General features: G+C 71.2%; 27 protein-coding genes. 10 read left to right on the forward strand and 17 right to left on the reverse strand.

The genetic code is table 11. From position 1 onward, the window contains the following. Positions 1-341: aldehyde dehydrogenase family protein (locus C9F13_RS13310; protein WP_114446917.1), on the forward strand; the 341-nt coding region annotated here is incomplete at its 5' end. 84 nt (positions 342-425) lie between these two features. On the opposite strand, the gene C9F13_RS13315 is transcribed toward C9F13_RS13310, so the two are convergent. Together C9F13_RS13315 and C9F13_RS17595 are read right to left on the reverse strand one after the other, a co-directional pair. Beyond that, positions 426-1,865 (reverse strand): FAD-binding oxidoreductase, encoded by a 1,440-nt coding sequence (locus C9F13_RS13315; protein ID WP_108446768.1) that lies wholly within the window; start codon positions 1,863-1,865, stop codon positions 426-428. 210 nt (positions 1,866-2,075) lie between these two features. Beyond that, positions 2,076-2,525: a hypothetical protein gene (locus tag C9F13_RS17595; RefSeq protein WP_170121157.1), complete on the reverse strand. Its 450-nt coding sequence runs from the start codon at positions 2,523-2,525 to the stop codon at positions 2,076-2,078. A gap of 250 nt (positions 2,526-2,775) precedes the next feature. On the opposite strand from C9F13_RS17595, the gene C9F13_RS13330 reads away from it, so the two are divergent. Continuing rightward, complete coding sequence (locus tag C9F13_RS13330; protein WP_108446770.1) at positions 2,776-2,946, forward strand: DUF6435 family protein; 171 nt, start codon at positions 2,776-2,778, stop codon at positions 2,944-2,946. Positions 2,947-2,955: 9 nt separating this feature from the next. On the opposite strand, the gene C9F13_RS13335 is transcribed toward C9F13_RS13330, so the two are convergent. The 4 genes from C9F13_RS13335 to gatC are packed head-to-tail and all read right to left on the reverse strand — an operon-like array spanning position 2,956 to position 6,810. Beyond that, positions 2,956-3,507 carry a cupin domain-containing protein gene (locus C9F13_RS13335; protein ID WP_108446771.1) on the reverse strand — a complete coding sequence of 184 codons (552 nt, stop codon included), beginning with the start codon at positions 3,505-3,507 and terminating at the stop codon, positions 2,956-2,958. Between the two features lie 49 nt (positions 3,508-3,556). Further along, positions 3,557-5,011 (reverse strand): Asp-tRNA(Asn)/Glu-tRNA(Gln) amidotransferase subunit GatB, encoded by a 1,455-nt coding sequence (gatB, locus tag C9F13_RS13340; protein WP_108446772.1) that lies wholly within the window; start codon positions 5,009-5,011, stop codon positions 3,557-3,559. Next, positions 5,011-6,471: an Asp-tRNA(Asn)/Glu-tRNA(Gln) amidotransferase subunit GatA gene (gatA, locus tag C9F13_RS13345; RefSeq protein ID WP_108446773.1), complete on the reverse strand. Its 1,461-nt coding sequence runs from the start codon at positions 6,469-6,471 to the stop codon at positions 5,011-5,013. The genes gatB and gatA overlap by 1 nt, the downstream gene beginning before the upstream one ends. 51 nt (positions 6,472-6,522) lie before the next feature. Further along, positions 6,523-6,810: an Asp-tRNA(Asn)/Glu-tRNA(Gln) amidotransferase subunit GatC gene (gatC, locus tag C9F13_RS13350; RefSeq protein ID WP_108446774.1), complete on the reverse strand. Its 288-nt coding sequence runs from the start codon at positions 6,808-6,810 to the stop codon at positions 6,523-6,525. A gap of 182 nt (positions 6,811-6,992) precedes the next feature. On the opposite strand from gatC, the gene C9F13_RS13355 reads away from it, so the two are divergent. From C9F13_RS13355 to tldD, 7 genes are all read left to right on the forward strand, one after another. After that, positions 6,993-8,030, forward strand: coding sequence for a rod shape-determining protein (locus C9F13_RS13355; protein ID WP_089846023.1), 1,038 nt, complete (start codon positions 6,993-6,995; stop codon positions 8,028-8,030). Positions 8,031-8,104: 74 nt separating this feature from the next. Continuing rightward, the gene (mreC, locus tag C9F13_RS13360) at positions 8,105-8,977 is read left to right on the forward strand and encodes a rod shape-determining protein MreC (RefSeq protein ID WP_108446775.1); all 873 of its coding nucleotides are present in this window, start codon (positions 8,105-8,107) and stop codon (positions 8,975-8,977) included. After that, the gene (gene mreD, locus C9F13_RS13365) at positions 8,977-9,465 is read left to right on the forward strand and encodes a rod shape-determining protein MreD (protein WP_108446776.1); all 489 of its coding nucleotides are present in this window, start codon (positions 8,977-8,979) and stop codon (positions 9,463-9,465) included. The genes mreC and mreD overlap by 1 nt, the downstream gene beginning before the upstream one ends. A gap of 41 nt (positions 9,466-9,506) precedes the next feature. Further along, positions 9,507-10,091, forward strand: a complete 585-nt coding sequence (locus C9F13_RS13370; RefSeq protein WP_108446777.1) for a Maf family protein — start codon at positions 9,507-9,509, stop codon at positions 10,089-10,091. 83 nt (positions 10,092-10,174) lie between these two features. Continuing rightward, positions 10,175-11,638, forward strand: coding sequence for a ribonuclease G (gene rng, locus C9F13_RS13375; protein WP_108446778.1), 1,464 nt, complete (start codon positions 10,175-10,177; stop codon positions 11,636-11,638). 4 nt (positions 11,639-11,642) lie between these two features. Continuing rightward, on the forward strand, positions 11,643-15,488 hold the full coding sequence (locus tag C9F13_RS13380; RefSeq protein WP_108446779.1) for a YhdP family phospholipid transporter: 3,846 nt from the start codon (positions 11,643-11,645) through the stop codon (positions 15,486-15,488). Further along, positions 15,485-16,939, forward strand: coding sequence for a metalloprotease TldD (gene tldD, locus C9F13_RS13385; RefSeq protein WP_108446780.1), 1,455 nt, complete (start codon positions 15,485-15,487; stop codon positions 16,937-16,939). The genes C9F13_RS13380 and tldD overlap by 4 nt, the downstream gene beginning before the upstream one ends. A gap of 151 nt (positions 16,940-17,090) precedes the next feature. Here tldD and yjgA read toward each other — a convergent pair whose 3' ends face one another. Then, positions 17,091-17,597: a ribosome biogenesis factor YjgA gene (gene yjgA / locus C9F13_RS13390; RefSeq protein ID WP_108446781.1), complete on the reverse strand. Its 507-nt coding sequence runs from the start codon at positions 17,595-17,597 to the stop codon at positions 17,091-17,093. 117 nt (positions 17,598-17,714) lie between these two features. On the opposite strand from yjgA, the gene pmbA reads away from it, so the two are divergent. Then, positions 17,715-19,055 (forward strand): metalloprotease PmbA, encoded by a 1,341-nt coding sequence (gene pmbA, locus C9F13_RS13395; RefSeq protein ID WP_108446782.1) that lies wholly within the window; start codon positions 17,715-17,717, stop codon positions 19,053-19,055. Between the two features lie 43 nt (positions 19,056-19,098). Here the strand turns inward: pmbA and C9F13_RS13400 are convergent, their stop codons facing one another. From C9F13_RS13400 to C9F13_RS13445, 10 genes are all read right to left on the reverse strand, one after another. Further along, complete coding sequence (locus C9F13_RS13400) at positions 19,099-19,368, reverse strand: HPr family phosphocarrier protein (protein ID WP_108446783.1); 270 nt, start codon at positions 19,366-19,368, stop codon at positions 19,099-19,101. Positions 19,369-19,371: 3 nt separating this feature from the next. Next, a complete protein-coding gene (gene rapZ / locus C9F13_RS13405; RefSeq protein WP_108446784.1) occupies positions 19,372-20,292 on the reverse strand; it encodes an RNase adapter RapZ in 921 nt (306 codons plus the stop codon). A 46-nt stretch (positions 20,293-20,338) separates the two neighbouring features. Next, positions 20,339-20,824 (reverse strand): PTS sugar transporter subunit IIA, encoded by a 486-nt coding sequence (locus C9F13_RS13410; protein ID WP_108446785.1) that lies wholly within the window; start codon positions 20,822-20,824, stop codon positions 20,339-20,341. A 7-nt stretch (positions 20,825-20,831) separates the two neighbouring features. Then, entirely contained in the window at positions 20,832-21,140 is a 309-nt protein-coding gene (gene hpf, locus C9F13_RS13415) for a ribosome hibernation-promoting factor, HPF/YfiA family (protein WP_089846043.1), read from the reverse strand. 169 nt (positions 21,141-21,309) lie between these two features. Then, positions 21,310-22,728 (reverse strand): RNA polymerase factor sigma-54, encoded by a 1,419-nt coding sequence (locus tag C9F13_RS13420; RefSeq protein WP_108446786.1) that lies wholly within the window; start codon positions 22,726-22,728, stop codon positions 21,310-21,312. A gap of 154 nt (positions 22,729-22,882) precedes the next feature. Further along, positions 22,883-23,608, reverse strand: coding sequence for an LPS export ABC transporter ATP-binding protein (lptB, locus tag C9F13_RS13425; RefSeq protein ID WP_108446787.1), 726 nt, complete (start codon positions 23,606-23,608; stop codon positions 22,883-22,885). Beyond that, positions 23,608-24,135, reverse strand: coding sequence for a lipopolysaccharide transport periplasmic protein LptA (gene lptA, locus C9F13_RS13430; protein WP_425432891.1), 528 nt, complete (start codon positions 24,133-24,135; stop codon positions 23,608-23,610). Before lptA ends, lptB begins: the two co-directional genes overlap by 1 nt. Continuing rightward, on the reverse strand, positions 24,135-24,719 hold the full coding sequence (lptC, locus tag C9F13_RS13435) for an LPS export ABC transporter periplasmic protein LptC (protein ID WP_108446789.1): 585 nt from the start codon (positions 24,717-24,719) through the stop codon (positions 24,135-24,137). The genes lptA and lptC overlap by 1 nt, the downstream gene beginning before the upstream one ends. A 3-nt stretch (positions 24,720-24,722) precedes the next feature. Next, positions 24,723-25,295, reverse strand: coding sequence for a KdsC family phosphatase (locus C9F13_RS13440; RefSeq protein ID WP_108446790.1), 573 nt, complete (start codon positions 25,293-25,295; stop codon positions 24,723-24,725). Positions 25,296-25,341: 46 nt separating this feature from the next. Next, positions 25,342-26,337, reverse strand: a complete 996-nt coding sequence (locus C9F13_RS13445) for a KpsF/GutQ family sugar-phosphate isomerase (RefSeq protein WP_108446791.1) — start codon at positions 26,335-26,337, stop codon at positions 25,342-25,344. Positions 26,338-26,342: the final 5 nt, after the last annotated feature.

Here is a 26,342-nt window from a genome sequence, read left to right on the forward strand (position 1 = left end):
TGTTCGACGGCGTCACCGAGCAGATGGCCATCGGCCGCGAGGAGATCTTCGGCCCGGTGCTGGCGGTGTTCGGCTTCGACAGCGAGGCCGAGGCGGTGCGGCTCGCCAACGACAGCGACTACGGCCTCGCGGCCGGGCTGTGGAGCCAGGACATCGATCGCATCATGCGCGTGACCCGACGGCTGCGCTCGGGCCAGGTGTTCGTCAACAACTGGGCGGGGGGCGATCAGACCATGCCCTTCGGCGGGGTCAAGCAGTCGGGCAACGGCCGTGACAAGTCCCACCACTCGCTGGAGGAGTACTCCGACCTCAAGAGCGTGTGGATGACCCTCGCAACCTGAGGTCGGGCCCTTGCGGCCCCGTCCGACTCGCCGACCGGCGCCCCGCAAGGGCGCCGGTCGTCGTTGGGGCCGGTCAAGGCCGGGTCAGGCGGCGACCTCGGCGGCCCCGGGCGGGATGTTGAGGTTCACCCGGAACAGGTTGTCCGGATCCACGCGGCGCTTCACCGCCTGCAGGCGCGCGAAGTTGACGCCGTAGGCGCTGGCCACGCGATCGCCCTCGTCCTCGGTCAGGAAGTTGACGTAGCCGCCGCCGGTGGCGAAGGGCGCCAGCTTCTGGAAGACCTCGCGCGCCCAGTCGCGGCAGCGATCATCCTCGGCGGCCTCCTGCCAGCGGGCATGCACGTTCATCACGTAGTGGGCATCGCGTCCGGCATAGGCGGTGGCGGTGGGGTCGACCCGCGACATGGCGCCCCCCAGGTGGGCCAGGAAGATCTCGCACTCCGGGCCCGGCAGCGCCTCGGCCGCCGCGATGGCCTGCGCCAGTGCCTCGTCGCCGAGGTCGCGAAAGTCGTGGGACTTCCAGTAGTTGCGTGCCCCCGGGGCGAGCAGGGGGTCGAAGGCCGCCTGGAAGTCGGCGTACGGCTGGAAGCCGAGCATCTGGCCGGCCGGCTCGCCGAACGCCAGCACCGCGGCCGCGTCTCGCTCGGCGCTAGTCGGGTCGCCGACATGCATCAGGGCGAACACGACGACCCGCTCTCCGTGGATGGCCTCGGGCAGGAAGGGCAGGGGCGGCGCCTCGCGCAGGATCGCCCAGACGCTGAGCGCCTCCGGCGCCTCATGGGTGAAGTCGCGCCACGCCTCGAGCACCCGGCGGGCCTGGTCGAAGGGGTAGACCACCAGGCCGGCATAGATCTCCGGGCCCACCGGGTGCAGGCGGAACTCGAAGGAGGAGACCACGCCGAAGTTGCCGCCGCCGCCGCGCAGCGCCCAGAAGAGCTCGGCATCCTCCTCGGCCGAGACGTGGTGGCGCTGGCCATCGGCAGTGACCAGCTCCGCCGAGAGCAGGTTGTCGGCGGTCAGGCCGTGCTGGCGGGTCAGCCAGCCGAAGCCGCCGCCCAGCGCCAGGCCGGCCACGCCGGTGGTGGAGTTGATGCCCAGCGGTGTGGCCAGGCCGAAGGCCTGGGTCTCGCGGTCGACGTCGCCGAGCAGCGCGCCCGGCGCCACCCGGGCGGTGCCCTGGCGAGGATCGACATGCACGCTGCGCATGGCCGAGAGGTCGATCACCAGGCCCCCCTCGGCGATGGCGTTGCCGGCGATATGGTGGCCGCCGCCGCGGATGCTCACGCACATGCGGTGCGTGCGGGCGAAGTCGACGGCCTGGACGATGTCCTGGGTGCCCTGGCAGCCGGCGATCAGCACCGGGTGGCGGTCGACCATGCCGTTCCAGACGCCTCGTCGAGACGCGTAGTCGTCGTCGGTCGGCGTGGTCAGCTGTCCGTGGAGACTCGCCGCCAGGGCGTCGACGGCCTCGGCCGACAAGGCGGTCTGGTCGCCATCCAGGGTGCGATAGGTCAGCGTGGTCATGAAGCGTTCCTCCTCTGTGAGGCGGTCGCCGGAACGCGCAGCCCCGGGCGAGGCCGTCGGAACCTTGGGATGGGTCCTGTGCTAAGTCTGGATGGTGCCTGCCGGTGCAGCGGCTCATATTGCTAGGTCGAAAGTGGCGATATTGGCGGTGCCGACACGACGAGGCCGGCCCCGAAGGACCGGCCTCGAGCCACAGGGCGCGTTCGGGAATCAGCCGCGGCCGCCACCGTTTCCGCCGCCGCCACCGTTTCCACCGCCGCCGCCGTTTCCACCGCCGCCGCCGTTTCCACCGCCGCCGCCGTTACCGCCGCCGCCGTTACCGCCGCCGCTAGTGCCGGCGCTGCCGCGACCGCCGGCAGCGTCTCGGCTCGCGCGGTCGTTCTCGGCATCGCGGCGATCCCGGGCTCGCTCGCTGACGGTCTGGCCGTCCACGCCGCCCTCGTTGACCGCGGTGTGAGCCGTCTCGAGGCCGAAGCCGGCAGCCGCGGGACGGCTCTCTCGCGCCGCCTCGTTCAGGTTGTCCAGGGACTGCCGGACGTCCGGCTCGCTCTCCTCGACCACCACGCCCTCGATCTCTACGTCGTCGGCCTCCTGGGCCAGGGCGCCCAGGGGCAGCAGCCCCAGCAGCAGTGCCACGGCCATGTGCGTACGTGTCGTCATCTCATTGTCTCCTGGGGGAATGCGTCCACTGTCCGGGCGGGCGATCTTCGTCCCGGCGACTCGGGTCTCGTGCCGGTACGGGCCGCGGGGATCCGTGTCCTGCCTCAGGATGAGAGACGCGAGGCGGGCGGGCAAGTCCTGGGGCGCAGGAGTCTGCCAGCAAGGTGATACATAAATGTAGTTCTGTATAGCATGTGTACATGCTATGGCGTAGGCTGAGAGGCGAATCTTGTGAACAGGAGGCAGGCAGATGTTCGGACTCTTCAAGACCGACCCGCAGAAGAAGCTACAGAAGGCCTATGAGCAGAAGCTCGAACAGGCGATGCTGGCCGCGCGCAATGGCGACATGCGCGCCAACGCCTCGCTGACCGAGGAGGCGGAGGCGCTGCGTGAGGAGATCGAGAAGCTGAAGGAGGCCTGAGCGGTTGGCTCAGAAGGTGCGCGCCGGGGTGGCGCAGCTCACCAGGCGGCAGGGCGCGCTGCCGGGATTGCGGAAGCGGTGGGGCACGTTGGTGTCGAAGTAGTAGGCCTCGCCCGGCCCCAGCAGGCGCGTCTCGGCGCCGATGGTGATCTCGATCTCCCCCTCGAGCACCACGCCGGCCTCCTCACCCTGGTGGGCGATCATCTCGCGGCCGGTGTCGGCATCGGGCGGGTAGGTCTCGATCATGAAGGCCAGGGCGCGGCTGGCACGGTTGGCTCCCACCAGCTTGTAGATGACGTCGCCGGTGCCCACGTCGGCCAGCTCGTCGGCCGAATAGAACACCTGATTGCGGCTCTCCAGGTCCATGGTGAAGAAGTCTCCGACGCTCATCGGGATGGCGTCGAGGATCTTCTTCAGCGAGCTCACCGAGGGCGAGACCTTGCCCTGCTCGATCAGCGACAGGCTGGAGTGGGTGACGCCGCAGCGCTTGGCGAGCTCGCGCTGGGAAATGCCTCTCAGGTTGCGCAGGGCGCGCAGTCGCGCGCCGACATCGTCTGCCATGGATCGTCCTTACGAATCGAGGGGGCGGGCGCGCGGCCCGCCCCGATGCTCAGCACAGGGCGTCGAGCTTTTCCTTGAGCAGGGCGTTGACCTGCTGGGGGTTGGCGGTGCCCCGCGAGGCCTTCATCACCTGGCCGACGAAGTAACCGATCATCTTGCCGCGCTTGTCGGGCTCGGCGTCGCGATACTGGGCCACCTGGGCCGGGCTGTCCGCGATCACCTGGTCGATCATCGCCTCGATGGCGCCGGTGTCGGTGACCTGCTTGAGGCCCTTGGCCTCGATCACCGCGTCGGCGCTCTCGCCCTCGCCGTTCCACAGCGCCTGGAAGACCTGCTTGGCGGCCTTGCCATTGATGGTCTCGTCCTTCACCCGGGCGACCAGCTCGCCGAGCTGCTGCGCCGAGACGGGGCTGTCCTGGATCGGCAGGCCCTCGCGGTTGAGCGCGCCGGAGAGCTCGCCCTGGACCCAGTTGGCGGCCAGCTTGGCGTCGCCGCAGACGTCCTTGACCGCCTCGAAGAACTCGGCCATATCGCGGCTCGCCGAGAGCACGCCGGCGTCGTAGGCCGAGAGGCCCAGGGCCTCCTGGAAGCGGGCGCGCTTGTCGGCGGGCAGCTCCGGGAGGTTGTCGCGCAGGTGGTCGACGTAGGCCCGGTCGAGCACCACCGGCAGCAGGTCGGGGCAGGGGAAGTAGCGGTAGTCGTTGGCCTGCTCCTTGGTGCGCATGCTGCGGGTCTCGTCGCGCTCGGGGTCGAAGAGGCGGGTCTCCTGGACCACCTCGCCGCCGTCCTCGAGCAGTTCGATCTGGCGCTCCACCTCGAAGGCGATGGCGCGCTCGACGAAGCGGAAGGAGTTGACGTTCTTGATCTCGGCACGGGTACCGAAGGCCTCCTGGCCCTTGGGGCGCACCGACACGTTGACGTCGCAGCGCATCGAGCCCTCGGCCATGTTGCCGTCGCTGATGCCGAGATAGGTGACGATGGAGTGGATCGCCTTGAGGTAGGCCGCGGCCTCCTTGGCCGAGCGCATGTCCGGCTCGGAGACGATCTCCAGCAGTGGCGTGCCGGCGCGGTTGAGGTCGATGCCGGTCATGCCGTGGAAGTCCTCGTGGAGCGACTTGCCGGCGTCCTCCTCGAGGTGGGCATGATGCACCCGAATGGCCTTGGTGCTGCCGTCGTCCAGGGTGATCTCCACCTCGCCGGGGCCGACGATGGGGTGATACATCTGGCTGGTCTGGTAGCCCTTGGGCAGGTCCGGGTAGAAGTAGTTCTTGCGGTCGAACACCGAGACCTCGGGGATCTCGGCGTGGATGCCCAGGCCGAACTGCACGGCCATGGCCACGGCGGCCTCGTTGAGCACCGGCAGCACGCCGGGCATGCCCAGGTCGACGGCGCAGGCCTGGCTGTTGGGCTCGGCGCCGAAGGCGGTCGAGGCGCCGGAGAAGATCTTGGAACGGGTGGCGAGCTGGACGTGGACCTCCAGCCCGATCACGGTTTCCCATTGCATCACAGGGACTCCTCGGCGAGAGCGGGACGACGCAGGTGCCAGCCGGTGGCCTGCTGGAACTGGTGGGCGACGTTGAGCAGCCGCGCCTCGGCGAAGTGGGTGCCGAGGATCTGCAGGCCCACCGGTCGACCGCCGGCGAAGCCGGCCGGCACGCTGATGCCGGGAATGCCCGCCAGGTTGATGGCGATGGTGTAGATGTCCTGCAGGTACATCGAGACCGGGTCCTTCTTCGCCCCCAGGTCGAAGGCCGGGGTCGGCGAGGCCGGGCCCATCAGCACGTCGACCTCGTCGAAGGCGTCGAGGAAGTCCTGGCGGATCAGCCGGCGCACCTGCTGGGCCTTCTTGTAGTAGGCGTCGAAGAAGCCCTCGGAGAGGGTGTGGGTGCCCATCAGGATGCGCCGCTTGACCTCCTCGCCGAAGCCCTCGGCGCGGCTGCGCAGGTAGAGGTCGGTCAGGTCGGTCGGGGCCTCGCAGCGGTGGCCGAAGCGCACGCCGTCGTAGCGCGCCAGGTTGGAGGAGGCCTCCGCCGGGGCGATGACGTAGTAGGCCGGGATGGCGAAGTGGGTGTGCGGCAGGCTCACCTCGCGCACCGTGGCGCCCAGCGACTCGTAGACGCGGATCGCCTCGCGCACGGCGCTCTCGACCTCGGGGTCGAGGCCCTCGCCGAAGTACTCCTTCGGCAGGCCGATCTTGAGCCCCGCGAGGGGCGCGTCGAGCTCGGCGGTGTAGTCCGGCACGCCGCGCGCCACGCTGGTGGAGTCGCGCAGGTCATGGCCGGCGATGGCGCCGAGCAGGTGGGCGCAGTCCTCGGCCGTGCGCGCCATGGGGCCCGCCTGGTCGAGGCTCGAGGCGTAGGCGATGATGCCGTAGCGCGAGACGCGGCCGTAGGTGGGCTTCAGGCCGGTGATGCCGCAGAAGGCGGCCGGCTGGCGGATCGAGCCGCCGGTGTCGGTGCCCATGGTGGCGGGCACCAGGCCCGCGGCCACGGCGGCGGCGCTGCCGCCGGAGGAGCCGCCGGGCACGGCGGCTCCGTCCCAGGGGTTCTTCACCGGCCCAAAGAAGCTGTTCTCGTTGGACGAGCCCATGGCGAACTCGTCCATGTTGGTCTTGCCCAGGCTCACGGTGCCGGCGGCATTGAGCTTCTCGACCACGGTGGCGTCGTAGGGGGCCACGAAGTTGTCGAGCATCCTCGAGCCGGCGCTGGTCTTCACGCCGGTGGTGCAGAAGATGTCCTTGAGCGCCAGCGGCAGGCCGGTGAGCGGGCCGGCCTCGCCCCGGGCGCGGGCGGCGTCGGCGGCATCGGCGGCGGCCAGCGCCTGCTCCGGGGTCACGGTGATGAAGCTGTTGATCTCGCCGTCGAGGCGCTCGATGCGCGCGAGCAGGCTCTCGGTGAGCTCGCGGCTGGAGAACTCGCCGGCCGCGAGGCTGGCGGCGAGTTCCGTCAGTGTCTTGTCATGCATGGGCCCTGGGCTCCGTGATGGCTTGCCGGTAACGGATGGGGGAGACGCGGATCATTCGACGACCCGGGGAACCAGGTAGAGCCCCTGCTCCACGGCGGGGGCGCAGCGCTGGAAGGTCTCGCGCTGGTCGGGCTCGGTGACCTCGTCGGCGCGCAGCCGCTGGGTGGTCTCCAGGGGGTGGGCCAGGGGGGCGACGCCCTCGGTGTCCAGGGTCTGGAGCTGGTCGACCATCGCCAGGATGCGACCCAGGTCGTCCAGGTAGTGGGCGGCCTCGTCGTCGTTCAGGCCGAGCCGTGCCAGATGGGCGGCCCTGAGAACGTCTGCGTGTTCAAGCGCCATGATCGGATGTCCTCGAGAGGGGGTGGGTCATGGAAATGACCGCAGAAGGTACCACATCCGCCGCCTGGCTGGCAGGCCCAACAAAGCCCGGGAACCGGGGGTGTTCCGCTTGCTGCTGGGGGGGCTCGGTGATACCGTTTGCGTCCGCACAGGGTTCCCGGACTGCACTAGGTAACGACTCCATGTTCAAACGCTTGAGGGGGCTGTTTTCCAGCGATCTATCGATCGACCTGGGGACGGCCAATACGCTGATTTACGTCCGCGGCCGCGGCATCGTGCTCGATGAACCGTCGGTCGTGGCGATTCGCCAGTCCGGCAACATGCGCAGCGTGGCGGCGGTGGGTGCCGATGCCAAGCGCATGCTCGGTCGGACCCCCGGCAACATCACCGCCATTCGCCCGATGAAGGACGGCGTCATCGCCGACTTCACCGTCACCGAGCAGATGCTCCAGTACTTCATCCGCAAGGTCCATCAGAGCACCTTCCTGACGCCGAGCCCGCGCGTACTGGTCTGCGTGCCCTGCATGTCGACCCAGGTCGAGCGGCGCGCCATCAAGGAGTCCGCCGAGGGCGCCGGGGCCCGCGAGGTGTTCCTGATCGAGGAGCCCATGGCCGCGGCCATCGGCGCCGGCCTGCCGGTGGAGGAGGCCCAGGGCTCGATGGTCGTCGACATTGGCGGCGGCACCAGCGAGATCGCCATCATCTCGCTCAACGGCGTGGTCTACTCCGAGTCGATCCGCGTCGGCGGCGACCGCTTCGACGAGGCGATCATCGCCTACGTGCGTCGCCACTATGGCAGCCTGATCGGCGAGGCCACCGCCGAGCGCATCAAGGAGGAGATCGGCTGCGCCTACCCCGGCGGCGAGCTGCGCGAGATCGACGTGCGCGGCCGCAACCTGGCCGAGGGCATCCCGCGCAGCTTCACGCTCAACTCCCACGAGATCCTCGACGCCCTCCAGGAGACCCTGGGCTCCATCGTCGCCGCGGTGAAGAGCGCCCTGGAGCAGTCGCCCCCCGAGCTGGCCTCCGACATCGCCGAGCGCGGCCTGGTGCTGACCGGCGGCGGCGCGCTGCTGCGCGACCTCGACAAGCTGATCGCCGAGGAGACCGGCCTGCCGGTGATCGTCGCCGAGGACCCGCTGACCTGCGTGGCCCGCGGCGGCGGCAAGGCCCTGGAGATGATCGACCAGCACACCTTCGAGCTGCTCTCCAGCGACTGACGGAGGCGCTGGCCTGATGCAGGGGGTCGCTCATTAAACCGCTGTTCTCGCACGGACCGCTGCCGGGCTATCGCATGCTGCTGTGTGCGATGCTGGCCGCGGCGCTGATGTACGCCGACGCGCGCTTCACGCGCATGGAGCCCGTGCGGGCCCAGCTGTCGACCCTGGTGGCGCCGATCCAGTGGGTGGTCAGCCTGCCCAGCGACGTCCTCAACTGGGGGGCGCTGGCGCTCTCCGAGCAGCGCGCCCTGGTGGACGAGAACCGCCGGCTGCGCGAGCAGATCCTGACGCTCTCGCACCGGGTGCAGCGCATGGCCAGCCTGACGGCCGAGAACGTGCGGCTGCGCGAGCTGCTTGCGGCGACCCGCGAGCGCGACATCCCCTACATTACCGCCGAGCTGCTGTCGCTGGACCCCGATCCCTTCACCCATCAGATGGTGATCGATCGCGGCCGTCGCGACGGGGCCTACGTGGGCCAGCCGGTGCTCGACGCCTCGGGGCTGGTCGGCCAGGTCACCGCGACCTCGGCCTACTCCAGCCGGGTGCTGCTGCTGGCCGACGCCAGCCATGCCCTGCCGGTGCAGATCAATCGCAACGGCCTGCGCTTCGTCGTCCAGGGGGTGGGCAGCTACGACGCCCTCAACGTCCAGCATGCGCCGGACACGGCCGACATCCGCGAGGGCGACCTGCTGACCACCTCCGGGCTCGGCGGCCGCTTCCCGGCGGGCTATCCGGTGGCGCGGGTCTCGTCGGTGGTCCACGACCCGGGCGAGCCCTTCGCCCGGGTCACCGCCGCGCCGGTCGCCCAGCTGCAGCGCTCGCGCCACTTCCTGTTGCTCTTTCCCCCGGCTCCGCCCGTGGCCCCGCCCGAGGGCGAGCTCACCGCCCCGGCCCTCGAGGCGGCGCGGGCCGTGAGCGGGGCCCTGGCCAACGAGGAGACGCGCTGATGGCCACGTCCTCGCCCGCCAACCTGCTGTGGGTCTGGTTCACCCTGCTGCTGGCGCTCTGCCTGCAGGTGATGCCGCTGGCCGACGGCTGGCAGGTGTGGCGCCCGGACTGGCTCGGCCTGATGCTGATCTACTGGTGCATGCGCGAGCCGCTGCGGGTCGGCGTCCTGCACGGCTTCGTGCTGGGCCTGCTGGTGGACCTGATCGAGGGGGCACCGCTGGGGCAGAACGCGCTGCTGCTGTCGCTGCTGGCCTTCCTCTGCGCGCTGGTCTATTCGCGCTTCCGGGCCTATTCGCTGGTCCAGCAGGCGGTGCTGATCTTCGTGCTGCTGGGCATGGTCCAGCTGGCCGAGCAGTGGCTGCGCACCCTGTTCGGTCCCTTCCTGATGCACCTCTCCTTCCTGCTGCCGGCGCTGATCGGGGCGCTGCTCTGGCCCTGGCTCACCACCCTGTTTGAGGCGCTGGGCCGCCGACGCGTCCGCGACTGATCCCACGTCATTCACCCTCTGCCACTCGCTCTGGAGCCGCCATGACCGACGATCCCGTGCTCTGCCTGGCCTCGGCCTCCCCGCGCCGTCGCGACCTGCTCGCCTCGATCGGTGTGACGGTGGAGGTGCGCCCGGTGGACCTCGACGAGACGCCGCGGCCCGCGGAGTCGGCGGCCGACTACGTGGTGCGCCTGGCGCGGGAGAAGGCCCTGGCCGGCGCGCGGCTGAGTGACCTGCCGACCCTGGGCTCGGACACCGCCGTGGTGCGCGATGGCGATATCCTCGGCAAGCCGGCGGACCGCGAGCAGGCCCTGGCGATGCTGCGCTCGCTCTCGGGACGCGGCCACGAGGTGCTCACCGGGGTCGCGGTCACCGGCCCCGCCGGCCTGCTGAGCGCCTGCGTGACCACCCGGGTCTTCATGCGCGTGCTGGAGGAGGACGAGCTTGCCGCCTACTGGGCCACCGGCGAGCCCGCCGACAAGGCCGGCGGCTACGCCATCCAGGGGCTGGCCGCCGTGTTCGTCGAGCACATCGAGGGCAGCCACTCGGCGGTGGTGGGCCTGCCGCTCTTCGAGACCGCCAATCTGCTCGCCCGCCAGGGCGTGCCGCTGTGGCACAGGGCCTAGCCCCGGGACGTTGACCGCGGCACAGGACGGCGTGGCGCGCTATGTCATAATGGCGCCAGATCTTTCCGGACAAGGATATCCGCATGAGCGGTGAAGTACTCATCAACCTGACACCGATGGAGACCCGGGTCGCCGTCGTCGAGAATGGCGTGCTGCAGGAGGCCTTCATCGAGCGCGCCCGGCGACGCGGTATCGTCGGCAACATCTACAAGGGCAAGGTGGTGCGGGTGCTGCCGGGGATGCAGGCGGCCTTCATCGACATCGGCCTGGATCGGGCCGCCTTCATCCACGCCCACGAGGTGATGCCGCCGGGCACGCCGGCCGACGAGCAGGTCTCCATCGCCCAGCTGCTCCACGAGGGACAGGCGCTGGTGGTGCAGGTCACCAAGGACCCCATCGGCTCCAAGGGCGCGCGGCTGACCACCCACCTCTCGGTGCCGTCGCGCTACCTGGTCTATATGCCCGACTCGCCCCATCACGGGGTCTCCCAGCGCATCGAGGACGAGACCGAGCGCGAGCGGCTGCGCGGCCTGGTCGAGGCGGCGGCGGCCGAGCAGCAGCTGGAGGTCACCGGCGGCTTCATCGTGCGCACCGCCGCCGAGGGCGTCACCCTCGAGGAGCTCTCCGCCGACATGCACTTCCTGCTGCGCCTGTGGCGCCGGGTCGGCGAGCGCAAGGTGACGGCGGCGGCGCCCAGCGTGGTCTACGACGACCTGCCGCTGTTCATGCGCACCCTGCGCGACGTGATGCGCGACGATATCGAGAAGGTGCGCATCGACTCCCGGGAGAACTACGTCAAGCTGATCGAGTTCGCCCAGGAGTTCATGCCGACGGCGGTGGAGCGCATCGAGCACTACGCCGGCGAGCGGCCGATCTTCGATCTGTTCAGCGTCGAGGACGAGATCCAGAAGGCGCTCGGCCGCAAGGTGCAGCTCAAGTCGGGCGGCTACCTGGTCATCGATCCCACCGAGGCGATGACCACCATCGACGTCAACACCGGCGGCTACGTGGGGCACCGCAACCTCGAGGAGACGATCTTCAAGACCAACCTCGAGGCCGCCACCGCCATCGCCCGCCAGCTCCGGCTCAGAAACCTCGGCGGCATCATCATCATCGACTTCATCGACATGGACGAGCCCGAGCACCAGCGCCAGGTGCTGCGCATGCTCGAGAAGTCGCTGGAGCGCGACCACGCCAAGACCAAGTGCACCGGGGTCACCGAGCTGGGGCTCGTCCAGCTGACCCGCAAGCGCACCCGGGAGAGCCTCGAGCAGACGCTCTGCGAGGCCTGCCCGACCTGCGCGGGGCGCGGCACCCTGAAGACGCCGGAGTCGGTCTGCTACGAGATCTTCCGCGAGATCCTGCGCGAGGAGCGGGCCTACAACGCCGAGACCTATGCAGTGCTGGCCTCCCAGTCCGTGGTCGATCGCCTGCTCGACGAGGAGTCCGCCGCGGTGGCCGACCTCGAGGAGTTCATCGGCAAGACCATCCGCTTCCAGGTCGAGACCCACTACTCCCAGGAGCAGTACGACATCGTGCTGATGTGAGCCCATGTCCGCGGCGCGCCTGATCCTTCGCTGGCTGTTGACCCTGGTGGCGGTGCCGCTGGCGCTGCTGGCGGTGCTGGTCGTCGCGCTGCGGGGGCTGCCGCTGCTGCTGGACGAGCAGACCGGCTCCCTGGAGCGCCTGCTCTCGGCGCGCTTCAACGCCGAGGTGGTGCTGGATGACGTCACCGCGGGCCTCGCCCGGCTGGACCCACACCTCGAGGTCGAGGGCCTCTACATCCGCTCCCGCAAGGGGCTCGGCGACGTGCCGCTGCTCGAGGTGGACCGGGCGCAGCTGCGCCTGGACAGCCTTGGCAGCCTGACCGCCGGCATGCCGCGGGTGGCCGAGGCCCGGGTGGAGGGCGTGACCGTGCACCTCTACCAGGATCCGTCCGGTCGCTGGCAGTGGCCCAAGCCCGCCGAGCTGCCCCCCGAATTGATTCCCGAGAGCACCTTCGACCTCGAGCGACTCGACTTCTGGGTCGGCACGCTGCTGCGCCAGAGCGCCTGGGTCGAGGACGTCCGCCTGGTGCTGCACGGCCGGAAGCAGCGCGCCGTGCTGACGGCGCCGCGCCTGGTGATGACCGGCGACGAGCGTCGCACCCACCTCGAGGGCGAGGTGTTCGTCGAGGGGCAGCAGGAGCATGCCATCCAGGCGGTCATGGAACTTCAGCCCGGGCCCTCGGGGCTCGGCGACTTCAGCGCGGCGCTGCAGGCCGACATGCGCCTCAAGAGCCTGAAGGGGCTCTCGGAGGTGCTGGGCTACGGCGGCGCCCTGCGCCTGGAGGCCGTCAGCGGCGACGCACGGCTCTGGGGGCGCTGGCATCGGGGGGCCCTGGCCGACCTGCGCGCGGATCTGCAGGCGCCCCTGCTGGCGCTGCGCCGACCGACCTCGACCGTCGAGGAGGTGCCCCAGGCCATCGTGCTCAAGCAGGCCTCGGCGAGCGCCCAGTGGCTGCGCGACGACAGCGGCTGGCAGGCGTGGATCGAGACCGATGCGCAGAGCGCCGACTGGGCCCGCCCCGAGGGGCAGCGTGAGGAGGCGGGACCGGCGGTGCCCCGTTACTGGGAGGTGCGCAGCCAGGATGACGGCTGGTGGCTCACCACCAGCGAGTTTGACCTGGGGGCCCTGGCCGCCTGGCGCGACCGGCTGCCGCTGCCGGAGGCCCTGGCGCGGGTGATCGACAGCCTGGATCCCCGGGGACGGGTCACGGCGCTGGGGCTGGGGCGCGAGGAGGGCCACTGGCGGGCCCGGGCGGCGGCCACCGAGGTGGCCGTGTCGCCCTGGGAGCAGGCGCCCGGCGGCGGGCCGCTGGACGTCTGGGTGGAGTCCGAGGACCTCTCGGGCCACGTCGAGTTCAGCGGTCGCGAGTCGCAACTGCATTTCCCGCAGGTGTTCGCCGCGCCGATGACGCTCGACGGCGCCCGCGGCGTGATCGACTGGGCCTACGACGGCCCGCGCAGCTTCGTCAGCGGCCGCGACCTCGAGGTGGCGTGGAACGGGGCGCGGATCGAGGGCGGTTTCGGGCTCTCGATCGGCGGCGAGCGGCGCGGCGGCTTCGGGCTGCAGCTCGACTTCGCCGACGTGGACGCCGTGGAGACCCCGCTCACCGACTGGCTGCCGGTGGGCGTGCTCCCCCCGGCGCTGACCGACTGGCTCGCCGACGGGGCCGCCGGGCGCGTGCCCGAGGGGGCGCTGCGTCTCCATGTGCCGGTGGCCCCCGATCAGGAAACGATCGCCCCCGCCCTGCAGCTCGATCTCGAGATCGTCGACGGGCGCCTGCCGATCGCCCCCGGCTGGCCGCGCCTCGAGGGCATCAGCGGCCACCTGTCGGTGGTCGACGAGACGCTGACGGCCCGCGTCGACGCCGCCGAGAGCCTGGGCGTCGAGGCCTCGGCAGGGGAGGTGGCCCTCGAGGAGAAGCAGCTCTCGGTCCGTGGCGACCTCGCGGCCGAGGGCGACGCGCTGCGCCGCTTCCTGCTGGCGCTGCCCGTCGAGGGCATGGAGGCGCTGGAGGCGTGGCGGGCCGAGGGGCGGGCGACCGGCACCCTGGATCTGGCCCTGCACCTCGAGGCCCCCGAGGCCCTGACGCTGGACATCGAGACCGAGGCGGCATTCCCCCGCCTGGTCCATGCCCCCCTCGGGCTCGCCTTCACGCAGCTGGAGGGCCCGCTCGCCTGGCGCCAGCGCGGCGATCAGGGCGGCCTGGAGGGGCGAGTGAGCGCTCGCCTGCTCGGCGGCCCCGTGGTCGCCGACGTCGATACGCGGGCCGGCGGGCTCGATCTCTCCGGCACGGCCGAGGCCGCGGCCCTGGCCGCCTGGAGCGGCGTGGCCGGCCTCGACACCCTGATCGACGGTCGACTGCCCTGGCAGGGGCGCCTGGCGATCGGGGAGGCGGGCGCCGCAGTGCGCGTGGAGAGCCGGCTGGAGGGACTGGCCATCGACCTGCCGGCGCCGCTGGGCAAGTCCCGGGAGGCCGCGCGATCCCTGCGGCTCGACGTCGACCTGACCGAGGGGCGGCTCGAGGGTCGCCTGGGCGACCGGCTCGGGCTGCGCTGGCGAGCGCCCGCCGGCAGCGGCCCGGGTCGGGGGCAGGCGTGGATCGGGCACTTGACGCCGCCCGACTGGGCCGGCCGGCCCGGCTGGGCGGTGGATGCCTACCTGCCGCGCCTGGCAATCGAGCCCTGGGGGCGCGCCCTGTCGCCGCTGCTGGCGGCCGTTAACCCCGCCACGGCCGGCGCCTCCTCGGGCGCGCTCTCCGCGCTCGCCCTCGAGACCGACTGCCTGCAGCTCGACGAGCGCTGCCTCGGCTCGCTGGTCGTGGAGGGCGGCAGCGCCGCCGACGGCTGGCGGCTCGCCCTGGACGGCAGCCTGGCCGGCGGGCGCCTCACCTATCGGCCCGCCCTGGCGGCGCCGCTCGACATTAGCCTCGATCGCCTCTCGCTGGATGCGCTGGTCTCCCCGGCGGCCGACGGCGGCCAGCTGCTCGACGAGCTCGCGCTGCCCGTCGAGGCGGCCCCGCTGCCGGAAGGACTGGCGGCGCTGCCGGACGGTCGGCTGCGCATCGCCGACCTCGCCTGGCGCGGGGCGCGGCTCGGCCCCTTCGATGGACAGTGGCAGGCGACGCGCGACCGCCTGGTGATCGACCCCTTGTCGCTTGCGCTCGGCGAGATCGAGGCCCGCGGCCAGCTGATCTGGGAGGCGAGCGGCGCCGGCGACAGCCTGACCCGCGCCCGGCTCGACCTCTCCGGCGGCGACCTGGGCAGCGCCCTGGCGGCGCTCGACCAGCCGGTCGCCGTGGAGAGCGCCGAGACCCGCGTGGAGAGCCAGCTCGCCTGGCCGGGCGCGCCCTGGCAGTTCGCCCTGCCGCGCTCCCAGGGCAGCCTCGAGGTAATGCTGCGCGACGGGCGTTTCGTCAACCTGGAGTCGCCCTCGGCCCGGGTCGTCGGGCTGCTCAACGTCGATAACCTGCTGCGTCGCCTGCGCCTCGATTTCTCCGACGTCACCGGCCGGGGCACCGCCTTCGATCGTGTCAGCGGTGCCGCCACCCTGTATGGTGGGGTACTGGAAACCCGCGGTCCGGTGGAGATCGAGGGGCCGGCGACCCACTTCACCCTGAACGGCAGCGTCGACCTGGCGCGCCGGGAACTCGATCAGCGCCTGTCGGTCACCGTACCGGTGAGCAACAACCTGCCGCTGGCGGCGGTGCTGGCCGGTGCCCCGATGGTGGGCGGTGCCCTGTTCATCGCCGACAAGCTGTTCGGGGATGCCATCGACCGCGTGACCCGAATCCACTATCGCGTGCAGGGCCCCTGGACCTCGCCGCGGATCGCTCTGGAAAGTGCCGAATGACATCACAGACTCACGACATGCTCGACGACGCTTCTGACCTGCTGCTGGCGCCGGGCGGGCTGGACCTCGCGGCCCTGGAGACCGGACTCGGCCATGCCATGGGGCCGGGCATCGACTATGCCGATCTCTACTTCCAGCGCAGCTGGCACGAGGGCTGGGTGCTGGAGGACGGCGAGGTCAAGGAGGCCAGCTACAACATCGACGGCGGCGTCGGCGTGCGCGCCCTGGCCGGCGAGAAGACCGGCTTCGCCTACTCCAACCAGATCACCGCGGACGCCCTGGCCGAGACCGGGCGCACCGCCGCCGGCATCGTGCGCGCGGGCGCGCGCCAGCGCGTGGCGCCGGGCGTGGCCGTGGCCCCCGCGGCTCGCTACGCCGGCATCGACCCGCTCTCCGGGCTCAGCGCCGAGGAGAAGATCGCCATGCTCAAGCTGGCCGATCGCGTGGCGCGGGCGGCGGACCCCTCGGTGGCCCAGGTGAGCGCCTCGCTCACCGGCGTCCACGAGGTGGTGCTGGTGCGGGCCAGCGACGGCACCCTGGCGGCGGACATTCGCCCGCTGGTGCGCTTCAACGTCAGCGTGATCGCGGTCAGGAACGGCCGGCGCGAGCGCGGCAGCGCCGGCGGCGGCGGCCGCTTCGCCATGGCGCGGCTGCGCGACGACAACGTCGCCGAGCGCTACGCCAAGGAGGCCGTGCGCCAGGCGCTGGTCAACCTGGAGGCGGTCGACGCGCCGGCCGGGCAGATGCCGGTGGTGCTGGGACCGGGCTGGCCGGGCATCCTGCTCCACGAGGCGGTGGGGCACGGCCTGGAGGGCGACTTCAACCGCAAGGGCAGCTCGGCCTTCGCCGGGCGCATGGGCGAGCGGGTCGCCGCCAAGGGCGTCACCGTGGTCGACGACGCCACCCTGGCCGACCGCCGCGGCTCGATGTCGGTCGACGACGAGGGCACCCCGGGCCAGTGCACGCCGCTGATCGAGGACGGCATCCTGACCGGCTACATGCAGGACAAGCTGAACGCGCGGCTGATGGGCATGGCGCCCACCGGCAACGCCCGCCGCGAATCCTTCGCCCACCTGCCGATGCCGCGCATGACCAACACCTACATGCGGGCGGGCAGCGACGACCCGGCGGACATCCTGAAGAGCGTGCGCCGCGGGATCTACGCGATGAGCTTCGGCGGCGGCCAGGTGGACATCACCTCGGGCAAGTTCGTCTTCTCGGCCAGCGAAGCCTACCTGATCGAGGACGGCCGGATCACCGCGCCGGTCAAGGGCGCGACCCTGATCGGCAACGGCCCCGAGGCCATGGGGCGCGTCTCGATGATCGGCCACGACATGGAACTCGACACCGGCATCGGCGTCTGCGGCAAGGAGGGGCAAGGCGTGCCGGTGGGCGTCGGCCAGCCGACGCTGAAGCTCGATGAGCTGACCGTGGGCGGCACCCAGTCGTAACAGGGAAGCCGCTGCGCTCGACGAGGCGGCGTTGGCGACGAACTCGCCATGCTCATTTAGGCGTCGCTAAACTCCGCTGGCTCGTTCGCCGCCGCCTGGCCTCGTCGTCGCTCGCTGGCTTCTCAGGTGAGGAGATGATGCGAGGGGAGCGTCAGAGTCCGGCGGTATCGCGGATCAGCTTGAAGAGCCGGCGGGCGTTGGTTGGCGGCTTGCCCTGCTCGCGCTCGCGGCGGGCGTTGCGGATCAACTGGCGCAGGGCCTGGCGCTCGACGTCGGGGAACTCGACCACGAAGGCCTCGACGGCGTCGTCGCCTTCGTCGATGAGGCGGTCGCGCCACGTCTCGAGGCGGTGAAAGGCGTGATCGCGGCGCAGCTTCTCGTTCTCGATCTCGTCGAACACCGCCTGGATGCCCTCGAGGTCCTCGCCGCGCATCAGCTTGCCGACGTACTGCATGTGGCGGCGGCGGGCCTCACGGGCCTTGATGCGCCCGGTCTCCTCGACGGCGGCCAGCAGGTCGTCGGAGAGGGGAAAGCGCGCGCGCTGGGCATCGCTCATGGCGATGATCTGCTCGCCGAGCTGCTGCAGGGATTGCATCTCGCGCTTGAGCTGGGACTTGCTGGGCCGCTCGTCGGCCGGGGAGAGGTCATCCTGGGTCATGCCGGTTCCACTTCGTCGGGGATCGAATCGCGCCAGTATATCAGCCCGCGGTACGGGGCTGGACAATGCACCATCTTGAGGGCCGGCGACCGGCCGGCCGAGTAAGGAGAGACGTTCATGACACAGGCTTTCGATGCCGCCGCCCAGCAGGCCCTGCTGGAGAGTCGCGCCCGGATGGCCCTGGACCTGGCCCGCCAGCTCGGGGCCGAGGCCTGCGAGGTGGGGGCCAGCGTCGACCAGGGCGTCGGCGTCAGCGTCCGCGAGGGCGAGGTGGAAACGGTCGAGCTGTCCCGGGACCAGGGGATCGCCGTCACCGTCTACGTGGGGCAGCGCAAGGGCAGCGCCTCCTCCAGCGATGCCGGCGAGGCCTCGGTGCGCGCCGCGGTCGAGAAGGCGCTGGCCATCGCCCGCCATACCGGCGAGGACCCGGCCTCGGGCCTGGCGGACGCGGCGCTGATGGCGACCGAGCTGCCCGACCTCGAGGTCCACCACCCCTGGACGCTCTCCATCGACGAGGCCACCGAGCTCGCCCTGCGCTGCGAGGCGGCCGGGCGCGGCGTGGCGGGGATCAAGAGCTCCGACGGGGCGAGCCTCTCCAGCGGCGAGGGGGTGCGAGTCTACGCCAACAGCCACGGCTTCCTGGGCAGCCAGCGCGGCAGCCGCCACTCGCTCTCCTGCCTGCTGATCGCCGAGGACGAGAGCGGCATGCAGCGCGACTACGACTACACCAGCGCCCGGGACCCCCGAGACCTTCTCGCCGCCGAGGCGGTGGGGGAGAGCGCCGCGCGGCGCACCCTGAGCCGCCTCGGCGGCCGGCGCCCGGCCACCGGGCGGATGCCGGTGCTCTTCGACCCGACGCTGGCCAGCGGCCTGATCGGTCACCTGATGAGCGCCATCGCCGGCGGGGCGCTCTACCGCGAGGCCTCCTTCCTCTGCGACCGCCTGGGCGAGCCGCTCTTCCCCGAGTGGTTCACCCTCGGCGAGCGCCCCATGGAGGTCGGCGCCATGGCGAGCTCGCCCTTCGACAACGACGGCGTGCAGACCCGCGACAACGTCTTCGTTCGCGACGGCCGCCTGGCGAGCTACATGCTCTCCGCCTACAGCGCCCGCAGGCTGGGGCTCGAGACCACCGGCAACGCCGGCGGCGCGCGCAACCTGCGCATCACCGCGCCGCTCGAGAGCCGCGAGGCGCTGCTCGAGCGCATGGGCCGCGGCGTGCTGGTCACCGAGCTGATGGGGCAGGGCGTCAACGGCGTGACCGGCGACTACTCCCGCGGGGCGGCCGGCTTCTGGGTCGAGGACGGCAGGATCCAGCATCCGGTGGAGGAGTTCACCATCGCCGGCAACCTCGAGACGATGTTCCGGGGGCTCGCCGGGGTGGGGAGCGATACCGACACCCGCGGCAGCATCCATACCGGCACCTGGCTGATCGACGAGATGATGGTGGCCGGCGGCTGAGTCGCGTCGTGTGTGCGGGGAGGGTGGCCTCCCCGCGCCGCGATCAGGCGTCCTCGTCGAAGCGGGCCTCGAAGAGCGCGGAGATCGCCTCGAGGGCCGCGTCGGCCTCCTTGCCCTGGGTGTGCACCTCGAGCTCGGTGCCGCAGGGGGCGGCGAGGATCAGCAGCGACATGATGTTGCCGGCATCGGCCTGCTGGCCGTCCCGGTGCACGGTGACCCGCGCATCGAAGGGCTGGCAGCACTGCACCAACTTGGTGGCGGCGCGGGCATGCAGGCCGCGGCGATTGGTCAGGGTCAGCTTGCGGCTCGGCACGCCTCAGGCTCCTTCCTGCGGCGCGTCGGCATCTTGCGGTGCCGGTGCAGCGGGGAGGGTGACCTGCACGCCCAGCTCGCGATGGCGCAGCCGCACGCCGGCGTGCCGCGATGCCAGCTGGGCGGCCAGCCGCTCGGCGAGGTAGACCGAGCGGTGCTGGCCACCGGTGCAGCCGACGGCCACGGTCAGGTAGCTGCGCTGGCTGGTGCGGTAGTGCGGCAGCCAGCGCTCCACCCAGGCGAGGATGTCGTCGTGCATCTCGGCGACCATCGGGTAGCCGTCGAGGAAGGCGATGATGCTGGCGTCGCGCCCCGTGGCGTCGCGCAGCGCCGGGTCCCAGTAGGGGTTGGGCAGGCAGCGGGCGTCGAAGACGATGTCGGCATCCAGCGGCACGCCGCGCTTGAAGCCGAAGGACTCCACGGTCAGGGTCATCTGCTCGGCGCGATGGCCCGCCACCTGATCGGTGATGCGCCCGCGCAGCTCGTGCACCGAGAGCCGGGTGGTGTCGATCACCAGGTCGGCCAGGTCGCGGATCTCCGATAGGGCCTGCTCCTCGGTATCGATCGCCTCGGCCAGGCTCATGTCGCTGTCGCGGGTGAGCGGATGGCGGCGGCGAGTATGGGAGTAGCGCTCCAGCAGGATGCGCGCATCGGTGGTCAGGTAGACCACCTGGCAGGCGAGGTCTCGGGCGCGCAGGTCGCCGAGCAGCTCCGGAAAGCGCGCCAGGGCGTCCGGCAGGTTGCGCGCATCGATGCTGACGGCGATCGAGGAGCGCACGCTCTTGCCCTGCTGGAGCTCGTCGACCAGCGGCCCGAGCAGCATCGCCGGCAGGTTGTCGATGGCGTAGTAGCCCAGGTCTTCCAGCGCCTGCAGCGCGATCGACTTGCCGGAACCCGACCGGCCACTGATGATCACGAGCTGCATGCGGGGTCTCCTGGTCGTGAAGGGGCGGGCGGTGCCCCGGGAGGGGTCAGCCGCCCTGGCGGTCGTTCGGGGCCTGTTGGCGTATCGCCTCCATGAGGTGCTCATGGAGCTCGCGCTGGCTCGTGCTGTGGCGCAGGCGTCCCCGGGTGTCGGCATCGTTCATGACGCCGGCGACCTGCCCGAGCAGGGCGAGGTGCGCCTCGTCGGCCTCCTCGGGGACCAGCAGCACGAAGACCAGGTCCACCGGTTCCCCGTCGATGGCGTCGAAGTCCACCGGCTCGGCCAGCTTGAGAAAGCCGGCGATGGGCGCCTTGCAGTGCGGGTTGCGGGCATGTGGGATGGCCACCCCGTGGCCGATCCCGGTGCTGCCCAGCCGCTCTCGGCCGATCAGGCGGCTGAAGACCTCCTGGCTGTCGAGGCTGGGCGTGTTCTGGGCGATGAAGGTGCTGAAGAACTCCAGCACCCGCTTCTTGCTTCCCCCGGGCACATCATAGAGGGTGCGCTCGGGGGGCAGGATGGCGTCCAGTGTCATGACGGAGTCAGCGCGCGCCGGCGCCCTGGGCGCGGGCCTGGGCCTTTTCCTTGTGCTTGACCAGCTGACGGTCGAGCTTGTCGGCCAGGGCATCGATGGCGGCGTACATGTCGTTCTCCATGGCTTCGGCATGGAGGTCGGCACCGGCGGCATGCAGGGTACAGGCGGCCTGCTGGCGTTCCTTCTCCACGGAGAGGGTGACCTGCACGTTGGTGATGTTGTCGTAGTGACGCTCGACGCGGGTCAGTTTTTCCTGCACATAGTCACGCAGTGCGTCGGTCAGTTCCACATGATGGCCGGTGATGTTGACTTGCATGACACGCTCCTTGCTCTTACGGGGTGTGAGTCGATTGTAACCCTTTTTAGCGTTCTGCATACCCCCTCGGCCGGAGGCGGTGAGACGCGGGTCGAACGGCGTCAATTCAACCGCTTGCGCCTGCCCCGGGCGCCGTCATTCGGGCGCTTCGCGGCGCCGTTCACGGCACTCAGCGCAGGCGCTTGCGCTCGCTTGAGGAGGGGATGCCCATCCCCTCGCGATATTTCGCCACCGTGCGCCGCGCGACGCTGATGCCGGCCTCGTCGAGCAGGGCGACCAGCCGGCTGTCCGAGAGCGGCTTGCGCGGCGGCTCGTCCTGGATCAGCTTGCGGATCCTGGCGCGGATGGCGGTGCTGGAGTGGGCGTCGCCCTCGCCGCTGCCGCCGCCCACCTGGCTCGAGAAGAAGTACTTGAGCTCGAACATGCCGCGTGGGGTGTGGATGAACTTCTGGGTGGTGACCCGCGAGATGGTCGATTCGTGCATCTCCACGACCTGGGCGATGTCGGCCAGGATCAGCGGCTTCATGGCCTCCTCGCCGTGCTCCAGGAAGTCGAGCTGGCGCGCCATGATCTCGCGGCCGACCCGCAGCAGGGTGTCGTTGCGGCTGGCGAGGCTCTTCATCAGCCAGCGCGCCTCCTGCAGGTGATCCTTGAGGAACTGGTTGTCGGCGCTCTTGTCGGCGCGCCGGATCAGGGCGGCATAGTCCGGCTGGATGCGCAGGCGCGGCATCGCCTCGGGGTTGAGCTCCACCTGCCACCCCTCGCGGGTATGGCGGGCGACAAGGTCGGGAATCACGTAGTCGCTGTCGCCCTCGCCGAAGGCGCTGCCGGGGCGCGGATCCAGCGAGCGCACCAGGCCGATCGCCGTGTCGAGGGCCGCGTCGTCGAGGCCGAGGCGGCGCTTGAGCAGGCGGCGGTCGTCGCCGGCCAGCGCCTCGAGGAACTGGCGCACCAGGCGACGGGCCTGGGGCAGCAGCGGGGTGTCGTCGGGCAGGGTGGCGAGCTGCAGCAGCAGGCACTCGCGCAGGTCGCGGGCGAGCACCCCGGTGGGCTCGAACTGCTGGAGGCGCAAGAGCACCTGCTCGACCTCCCGGCTGCGCAGCCCCGCGAGGCCCTGGGCCTTGAGGCCGTCACGGATCTCGTCCAGCGGCTGGGTGAGGTAGCCGTCGGCGTTGACGGCGTCGATCAGGCTCTCGGCGATACGCATCTGGCGCGGGTCCAGGTCGGTCATCGCCAGCTGCCAGGCCAGGTGGCCCTGGAGGCTCTGGCCCGCGGCCTGGCGTTCGAAGTCGGGCGCCTCGCCGCCGACGGGCGCGCCGCCCAGGTCCTGGTAGGTGTCGGACCAGTCGCTGTCGGTGGTGAGTTCGGCGGGGATCTCGCTGGCCCAGTCATCGTCGGGCGTCTCGCTCACCACCTGTTCGCCGAACTCCTCCTCGACGTCCAGCAGGGGGTTGGATTCCAGCGCCTGCTGGATCTCCTGGCGCAGGTCCAGGGTCGAGAGCTGCAGCAAGGCGATGGCCTGCTGCAGCTGGGGGGTCATGGTCAGCTGGGTGCCGACGCGAAGCTGCAGGGAAGCCTTCATGGCCATGAGAGGAGTTCCCTCGACGTGCCGAAAAATTCCACCCTAGCGGCTGGGCGCGGGGGGTGCAACCGCAGAATTTGCAACAATCGTGCCATGCGCAATCGGCATGCCGTCGGCAAAGAACGACATGTATATCAGGGTTTTGCGATCGAGCCGGCGCTCAGAGGCGGAAGTCCTGGCCCAGGTAGACGTCGCGCACGCGCTGGTTGGCGAGGATCGCCTCGGCATCCCCCTCGGCGATGATCCGGCCGTCGCCGACGATGTAGGCGGTGTCGCAGATGTCGAGGGTCTCGCGCACGTTGTGGTCGGTGATCAGCACCCCGATGTCGCGCGCCTTGAGCTGGCGGATGATGCCCTTGATCTCGCCCACCGAGATCGGGTCGACCCCGGCGAAGGGTTCGTCGAGCAGGATGAAGGCGGGCTCGGTGGCCAGCGCCCGGGCGATCTCCACGCGCCGCCGTTCGCCGCCGGAGAGGCTCATGCCGAGGTTGTCGCGGATGTGGGTGACGTGGAAGTCCTCGAGCAGCTCCTCGAGCCGGCGCTCCCGGCCGGCGCGGTCGAGGTCGCGGCGGGTCTCGAGGATCGCCATGATGTTGTCGGCCACCGAGAGCTTGCGAAAGATCGAGGCCTCCTGGGGCAGGTAGCCGATGCCGGCCCGGGCGCGCTCGTGCATGGCCGCGGTCGACAGGTCCCGATCGTCGATATGCACCGCGCCGGCATCGGCGCGCACCAGGCCGACGATCATGTAGAAGGAGGTGGTCTTGCCGGCGCCGTTGGGGCCGAGCAGGCCGACGATGCGTCCCTGCTCGATGGAGAGGCTGATGTCCTGCACCACCCGACGGCGCTTGTAGCTCTTGGCCAGGTGTTCGGCCCTCAGGGTCTTCATCACGGGCCATCCTGCTGTTCGGGTTCGAGGGTCATGCGCACGCGCTGGCGCTCCTCGACGCCCTGCGCCTCGGCACGCGCTTGGACGACGCGCCGGTCGAGGAAGTATTCCAGGTAGCCGCCGTCGAAGGTATCGCCGCCCTGGTGGAGCTCGGCGCGGTCGATCAGCTCGATGCGCCGCTCGGCGACGTGGTAGACCACGGTGCGTCCCCAGCCTCGCACCAGGGGCTCGTCCGGGGCAGGCTTCTGCTCGATGTAGGCGCGCTCGCCGGTGGCGGTGGCGAGGGTCAGCTGGCCCTGGTCGTTGCGGCGGATCTCCACCCGCGCGCCGGTCAGCTGCATGCTGCCCTGCTGGATCTCCACGTCGCCGGTGTAGACGGCGGTGCCCGCGCGGTCGTCGAGGTCGAGGCGGTCGGCCTCGACCTGGATCGGGGCGCTGGCATCGCCCTCGAGGGCCAGGGCCGGGGCGCTGCCAAGCAGCAGGCCGATGACGCCGAGGGTCAGCAGGGGGGCGCAGGAAGCTCGCATCATGACTCGGGGTCCTCGCGGGTGTCGGGCGGATGGTGGCCGCGCACATTGTCGGTCAGTCGGGCGCGGTTGTCATGGATCCAGGCATCGAAGCGCTCGCCGCGCATCCGCTGGGGCGGCTGGCGCAGCAGCGCCGGGGTCTCGCTCCAGGCATGGCCGCTGTCGGCGTCGAAGTGCAGGATCTCGGTGTCGAGCTGCCAGCGCTCCGCCGGGGCCAGCAGGCGCGCGTCGCCGGTCAGGGTCAGCGGGTTGCCCCCCGCCCCCAGGGTGCCGTGGTCGCCGCTGGCCAGCCAGACCCGGCCCGAGTCGTCGTAGAGCCGCCCGTCGGGCCGCTCGAGGCGGGTGACGTCGTCGTGGGGCGTGTGTGTCAGGCGCGGGGTGTCGAGGCGCTGATGGGGCTGGCCCGTGGCATCGAAGCGCGTCAGTCGGGCGTCCTCGAGGTAGTAGTCGGGCTCGCCCGAGGCGCCGCCCGGGACCGGGCCGGGCGACGGCGCGTCCTGCAGGTCGAGCAGGGCCAGCCCGCCGCCCAGGGCGAGCAGCAGCAGCACCAGTCCGGTGCGAAAGCCGGGACGCGGCAGGCCCATGGCTCAGCTCGCGCCGTGGAGGTAGGTGTCGAGCACGGCGTCCCAGTGCCCCTGGGCCTGCAGCAGGGTGTCGCAGATCTCGCGCACCGCGCCGTGACCGCCCATCGCCTCGGTGACCCAGTCGGCCTGGTCGCGGATGTAGGCCGGCGCGCCGGGCACGCTGATGCCGACCCCGGCCCGGCGGATGGCGGCCACGTCGGGCATGTCGTCGCCGCAGTAGGCGACCTGCTCGAGCCCGATGTCCAGCCGGGCGCACAGCTCGCGCAGCACGACGAGCTTCTTCTCGGCGCCCTGGAAGACATGCTTGATGCCCAGCGCGGCGGCGCGCTGGCTGACCATCGGCGAGTCGCGCCCGGTGATCAGCGCCACCACGATGCCGGCACGCTGCACGAGCTTGATGCCGTGGCCGTCGAGGGTGTGGAAGGCCTTGATCTCGACGCCGTCGGCCTGGAAGTAGAGGCGCCCGTCGGTGAGCACGCCGTCGACGTCCATGGCCAGCAGGCGGACATGGCGCAGGCGGTCGACCAGCTGGCCGTCGTTCAGGGGGCGGTGGGGCTGGGGTGGGGCGAGGCTCATGGCGTCTCCGGTCGAGGGTCGGGCGGTTGCGGGTGGTCGAGGGCGGTCAGATGACGCCGCTCGAGAGCAGGTCGTGCATGTGCAGGGCGCCGATCGGGCGGCCGTCGGCGTCGACCACGGCCAGCGCCGAGATGCGCCCGTCCTCCATCAGGCGGACCGCCTCGGCGGCCAGGGTGTCGGGGGCGATGCGCTTGCCGGGGCGGGTCATGACGTCGTCGACGGTTAGCCCCGAGAGGTCGCTGTGCTGGTCGAGGGTGCGGCGCAGGTCGCCGTCGGTGTAGACCCCGGCGAGGCGGCCGTCCTCGCCCACCACGCAGGTGAAGCCCAGCCCCTGGCGGGTGATCTCCAGCAGCGCATCGCGCAGCGGGCTGCCCAGCGGCACCGCGGGCAGCCGGTGGCCCTGGTGCATCAGGTCGGCGACTCGCAGCAGCAGGCGCTTGCCGAGGCTGCCGCCGGGGTGGGAGAGGGCGAAATCCTCGGCGGTGAAGCCGCGGGACTCGAGCAGCGCCACGGCCAGGGCGTCGCCGAGGGCCAGGGCGGCGGTGGTGGAGGAGGTCGGCGCCAGGTCCAGCGGGCAGGCCTCGCGCTCGACGCCGGCATCCAGGTGGGCGTCGGCATGGCGAGCGAGGGTCGAGCCGGGGCGGCCGGTCATGCTGATCAGCGGCGTGCCCATGCGCTTGAGCAGTGGCAGCAGGGCGGTGACCTCGGCGGTCTCGCCGGAGTTGGAGAGCGCCAGCACCACGTCGCCGCGGGTGATCATGCCCAGGTCGCCGTGGCTGGCCTCGCCGGGATGCACGAAGAAGGCAGGGGTGCCGGTGCTGGCCAGCGTCGCGGCGATCTTGCCGGCGATGTGGCCCGACTTGCCCATGCCGGTGACCACCACGCGGCCGCGGCAGGCGAGGATCAGCCGGCAGGCATGGTCGAAGGCGTCGTCGAGGCGCTCCGCCAGGGCCGCCACGGCCTGCTGTTCCAGTTCCAGGGTGCGGCGGGCACTGTCGCGCAGGAGGGAGGTGCCGGCCGCGGAGGGGATGTCGTTGGTCATGGCAG

Source organism: Halomonas denitrificans, assembly GCF_003056305.1.
Lineage (GTDB): Bacteria > Pseudomonadota > Gammaproteobacteria > Pseudomonadales > Halomonadaceae > Halomonas > Halomonas denitrificans.

What these genes read in the sequence shown, in the direction of transcription:
- C9F13_RS13315 (WP_108446768.1), bottom strand. Translation starts at nt 1,865, where the DNA reads ATGACCACGCTGACCTATCGCACCCTGGATGGCGACCAGACCGCCTTG.
- C9F13_RS17595 (WP_170121157.1), bottom strand. Translation starts at nt 2,525, where the DNA reads ATGACGACACGTACGCACATGGCCGTGGCACTGCTGCTGGGGCTGCTG.
- C9F13_RS13330 (WP_108446770.1), top strand. Translation starts at nt 2,776, where the DNA reads ATGTTCGGACTCTTCAAGACCGACCCGCAGAAGAAGCTACAGAAGGCC.
- C9F13_RS13335 (WP_108446771.1), bottom strand. Translation starts at nt 3,507, where the DNA reads ATGGCAGACGATGTCGGCGCGCGACTGCGCGCCCTGCGCAACCTGAGA.
- gatB (WP_108446772.1), bottom strand. Translation starts at nt 5,011, where the DNA reads ATGCAATGGGAAACCGTGATCGGGCTGGAGGTCCACGTCCAGCTCGCC.
- gatA (WP_108446773.1), bottom strand. Translation starts at nt 6,471, where the DNA reads ATGCATGACAAGACACTGACGGAACTCGCCGCCAGCCTCGCGGCCGGC.
- gatC (WP_108446774.1), bottom strand. Translation starts at nt 6,810, where the DNA reads ATGGCGCTTGAACACGCAGACGTTCTCAGGGCCGCCCATCTGGCACGG.
- C9F13_RS13355 (WP_089846023.1), top strand. Translation starts at nt 6,993, where the DNA reads ATGTTCAAACGCTTGAGGGGGCTGTTTTCCAGCGATCTATCGATCGAC.
- mreC (WP_108446775.1), top strand. Translation starts at nt 8,105, where the DNA reads ATGCTGCTGTGTGCGATGCTGGCCGCGGCGCTGATGTACGCCGACGCG.
- mreD (WP_108446776.1), top strand. Translation starts at nt 8,977, where the DNA reads ATGGCCACGTCCTCGCCCGCCAACCTGCTGTGGGTCTGGTTCACCCTG.
- C9F13_RS13370 (WP_108446777.1), top strand. Translation starts at nt 9,507, where the DNA reads ATGACCGACGATCCCGTGCTCTGCCTGGCCTCGGCCTCCCCGCGCCGT.
- rng (WP_108446778.1), top strand. Translation starts at nt 10,175, where the DNA reads ATGAGCGGTGAAGTACTCATCAACCTGACACCGATGGAGACCCGGGTC.
- C9F13_RS13380 (WP_108446779.1), top strand. Translation starts at nt 11,643, where the DNA reads ATGTCCGCGGCGCGCCTGATCCTTCGCTGGCTGTTGACCCTGGTGGCG.
- tldD (WP_108446780.1), top strand. Translation starts at nt 15,485, where the DNA reads ATGACATCACAGACTCACGACATGCTCGACGACGCTTCTGACCTGCTG.
- yjgA (WP_108446781.1), bottom strand. Translation starts at nt 17,597, where the DNA reads ATGACCCAGGATGACCTCTCCCCGGCCGACGAGCGGCCCAGCAAGTCC.
- pmbA (WP_108446782.1), top strand. Translation starts at nt 17,715, where the DNA reads ATGACACAGGCTTTCGATGCCGCCGCCCAGCAGGCCCTGCTGGAGAGT.
- rapZ (WP_108446784.1), bottom strand. Translation starts at nt 20,292, where the DNA reads ATGCAGCTCGTGATCATCAGTGGCCGGTCGGGTTCCGGCAAGTCGATC.
- C9F13_RS13410 (WP_108446785.1), bottom strand. Translation starts at nt 20,824, where the DNA reads ATGACACTGGACGCCATCCTGCCCCCCGAGCGCACCCTCTATGATGTG.
- hpf (WP_089846043.1), bottom strand. Translation starts at nt 21,140, where the DNA reads ATGCAAGTCAACATCACCGGCCATCATGTGGAACTGACCGACGCACTG.
- C9F13_RS13420 (WP_108446786.1), bottom strand. Translation starts at nt 22,728, where the DNA reads ATGGCCATGAAGGCTTCCCTGCAGCTTCGCGTCGGCACCCAGCTGACC.
- lptB (WP_108446787.1), bottom strand. Translation starts at nt 23,608, where the DNA reads ATGAAGACCCTGAGGGCCGAACACCTGGCCAAGAGCTACAAGCGCCGT.
- lptA (WP_425432891.1), bottom strand. Translation starts at nt 24,135, where the DNA reads ATGCGAGCTTCCTGCGCCCCCCTGCTGACCCTCGGCGTCATCGGCCTG.
- lptC (WP_108446789.1), bottom strand. Translation starts at nt 24,719, where the DNA reads ATGGGCCTGCCGCGTCCCGGCTTTCGCACCGGACTGGTGCTGCTGCTG.
- C9F13_RS13440 (WP_108446790.1), bottom strand. Translation starts at nt 25,295, where the DNA reads ATGAGCCTCGCCCCACCCCAGCCCCACCGCCCCCTGAACGACGGCCAG.
- C9F13_RS13445 (WP_108446791.1), bottom strand. Translation starts at nt 26,337, where the DNA reads ATGACCAACGACATCCCCTCCGCGGCCGGCACCTCCCTCCTGCGCGAC.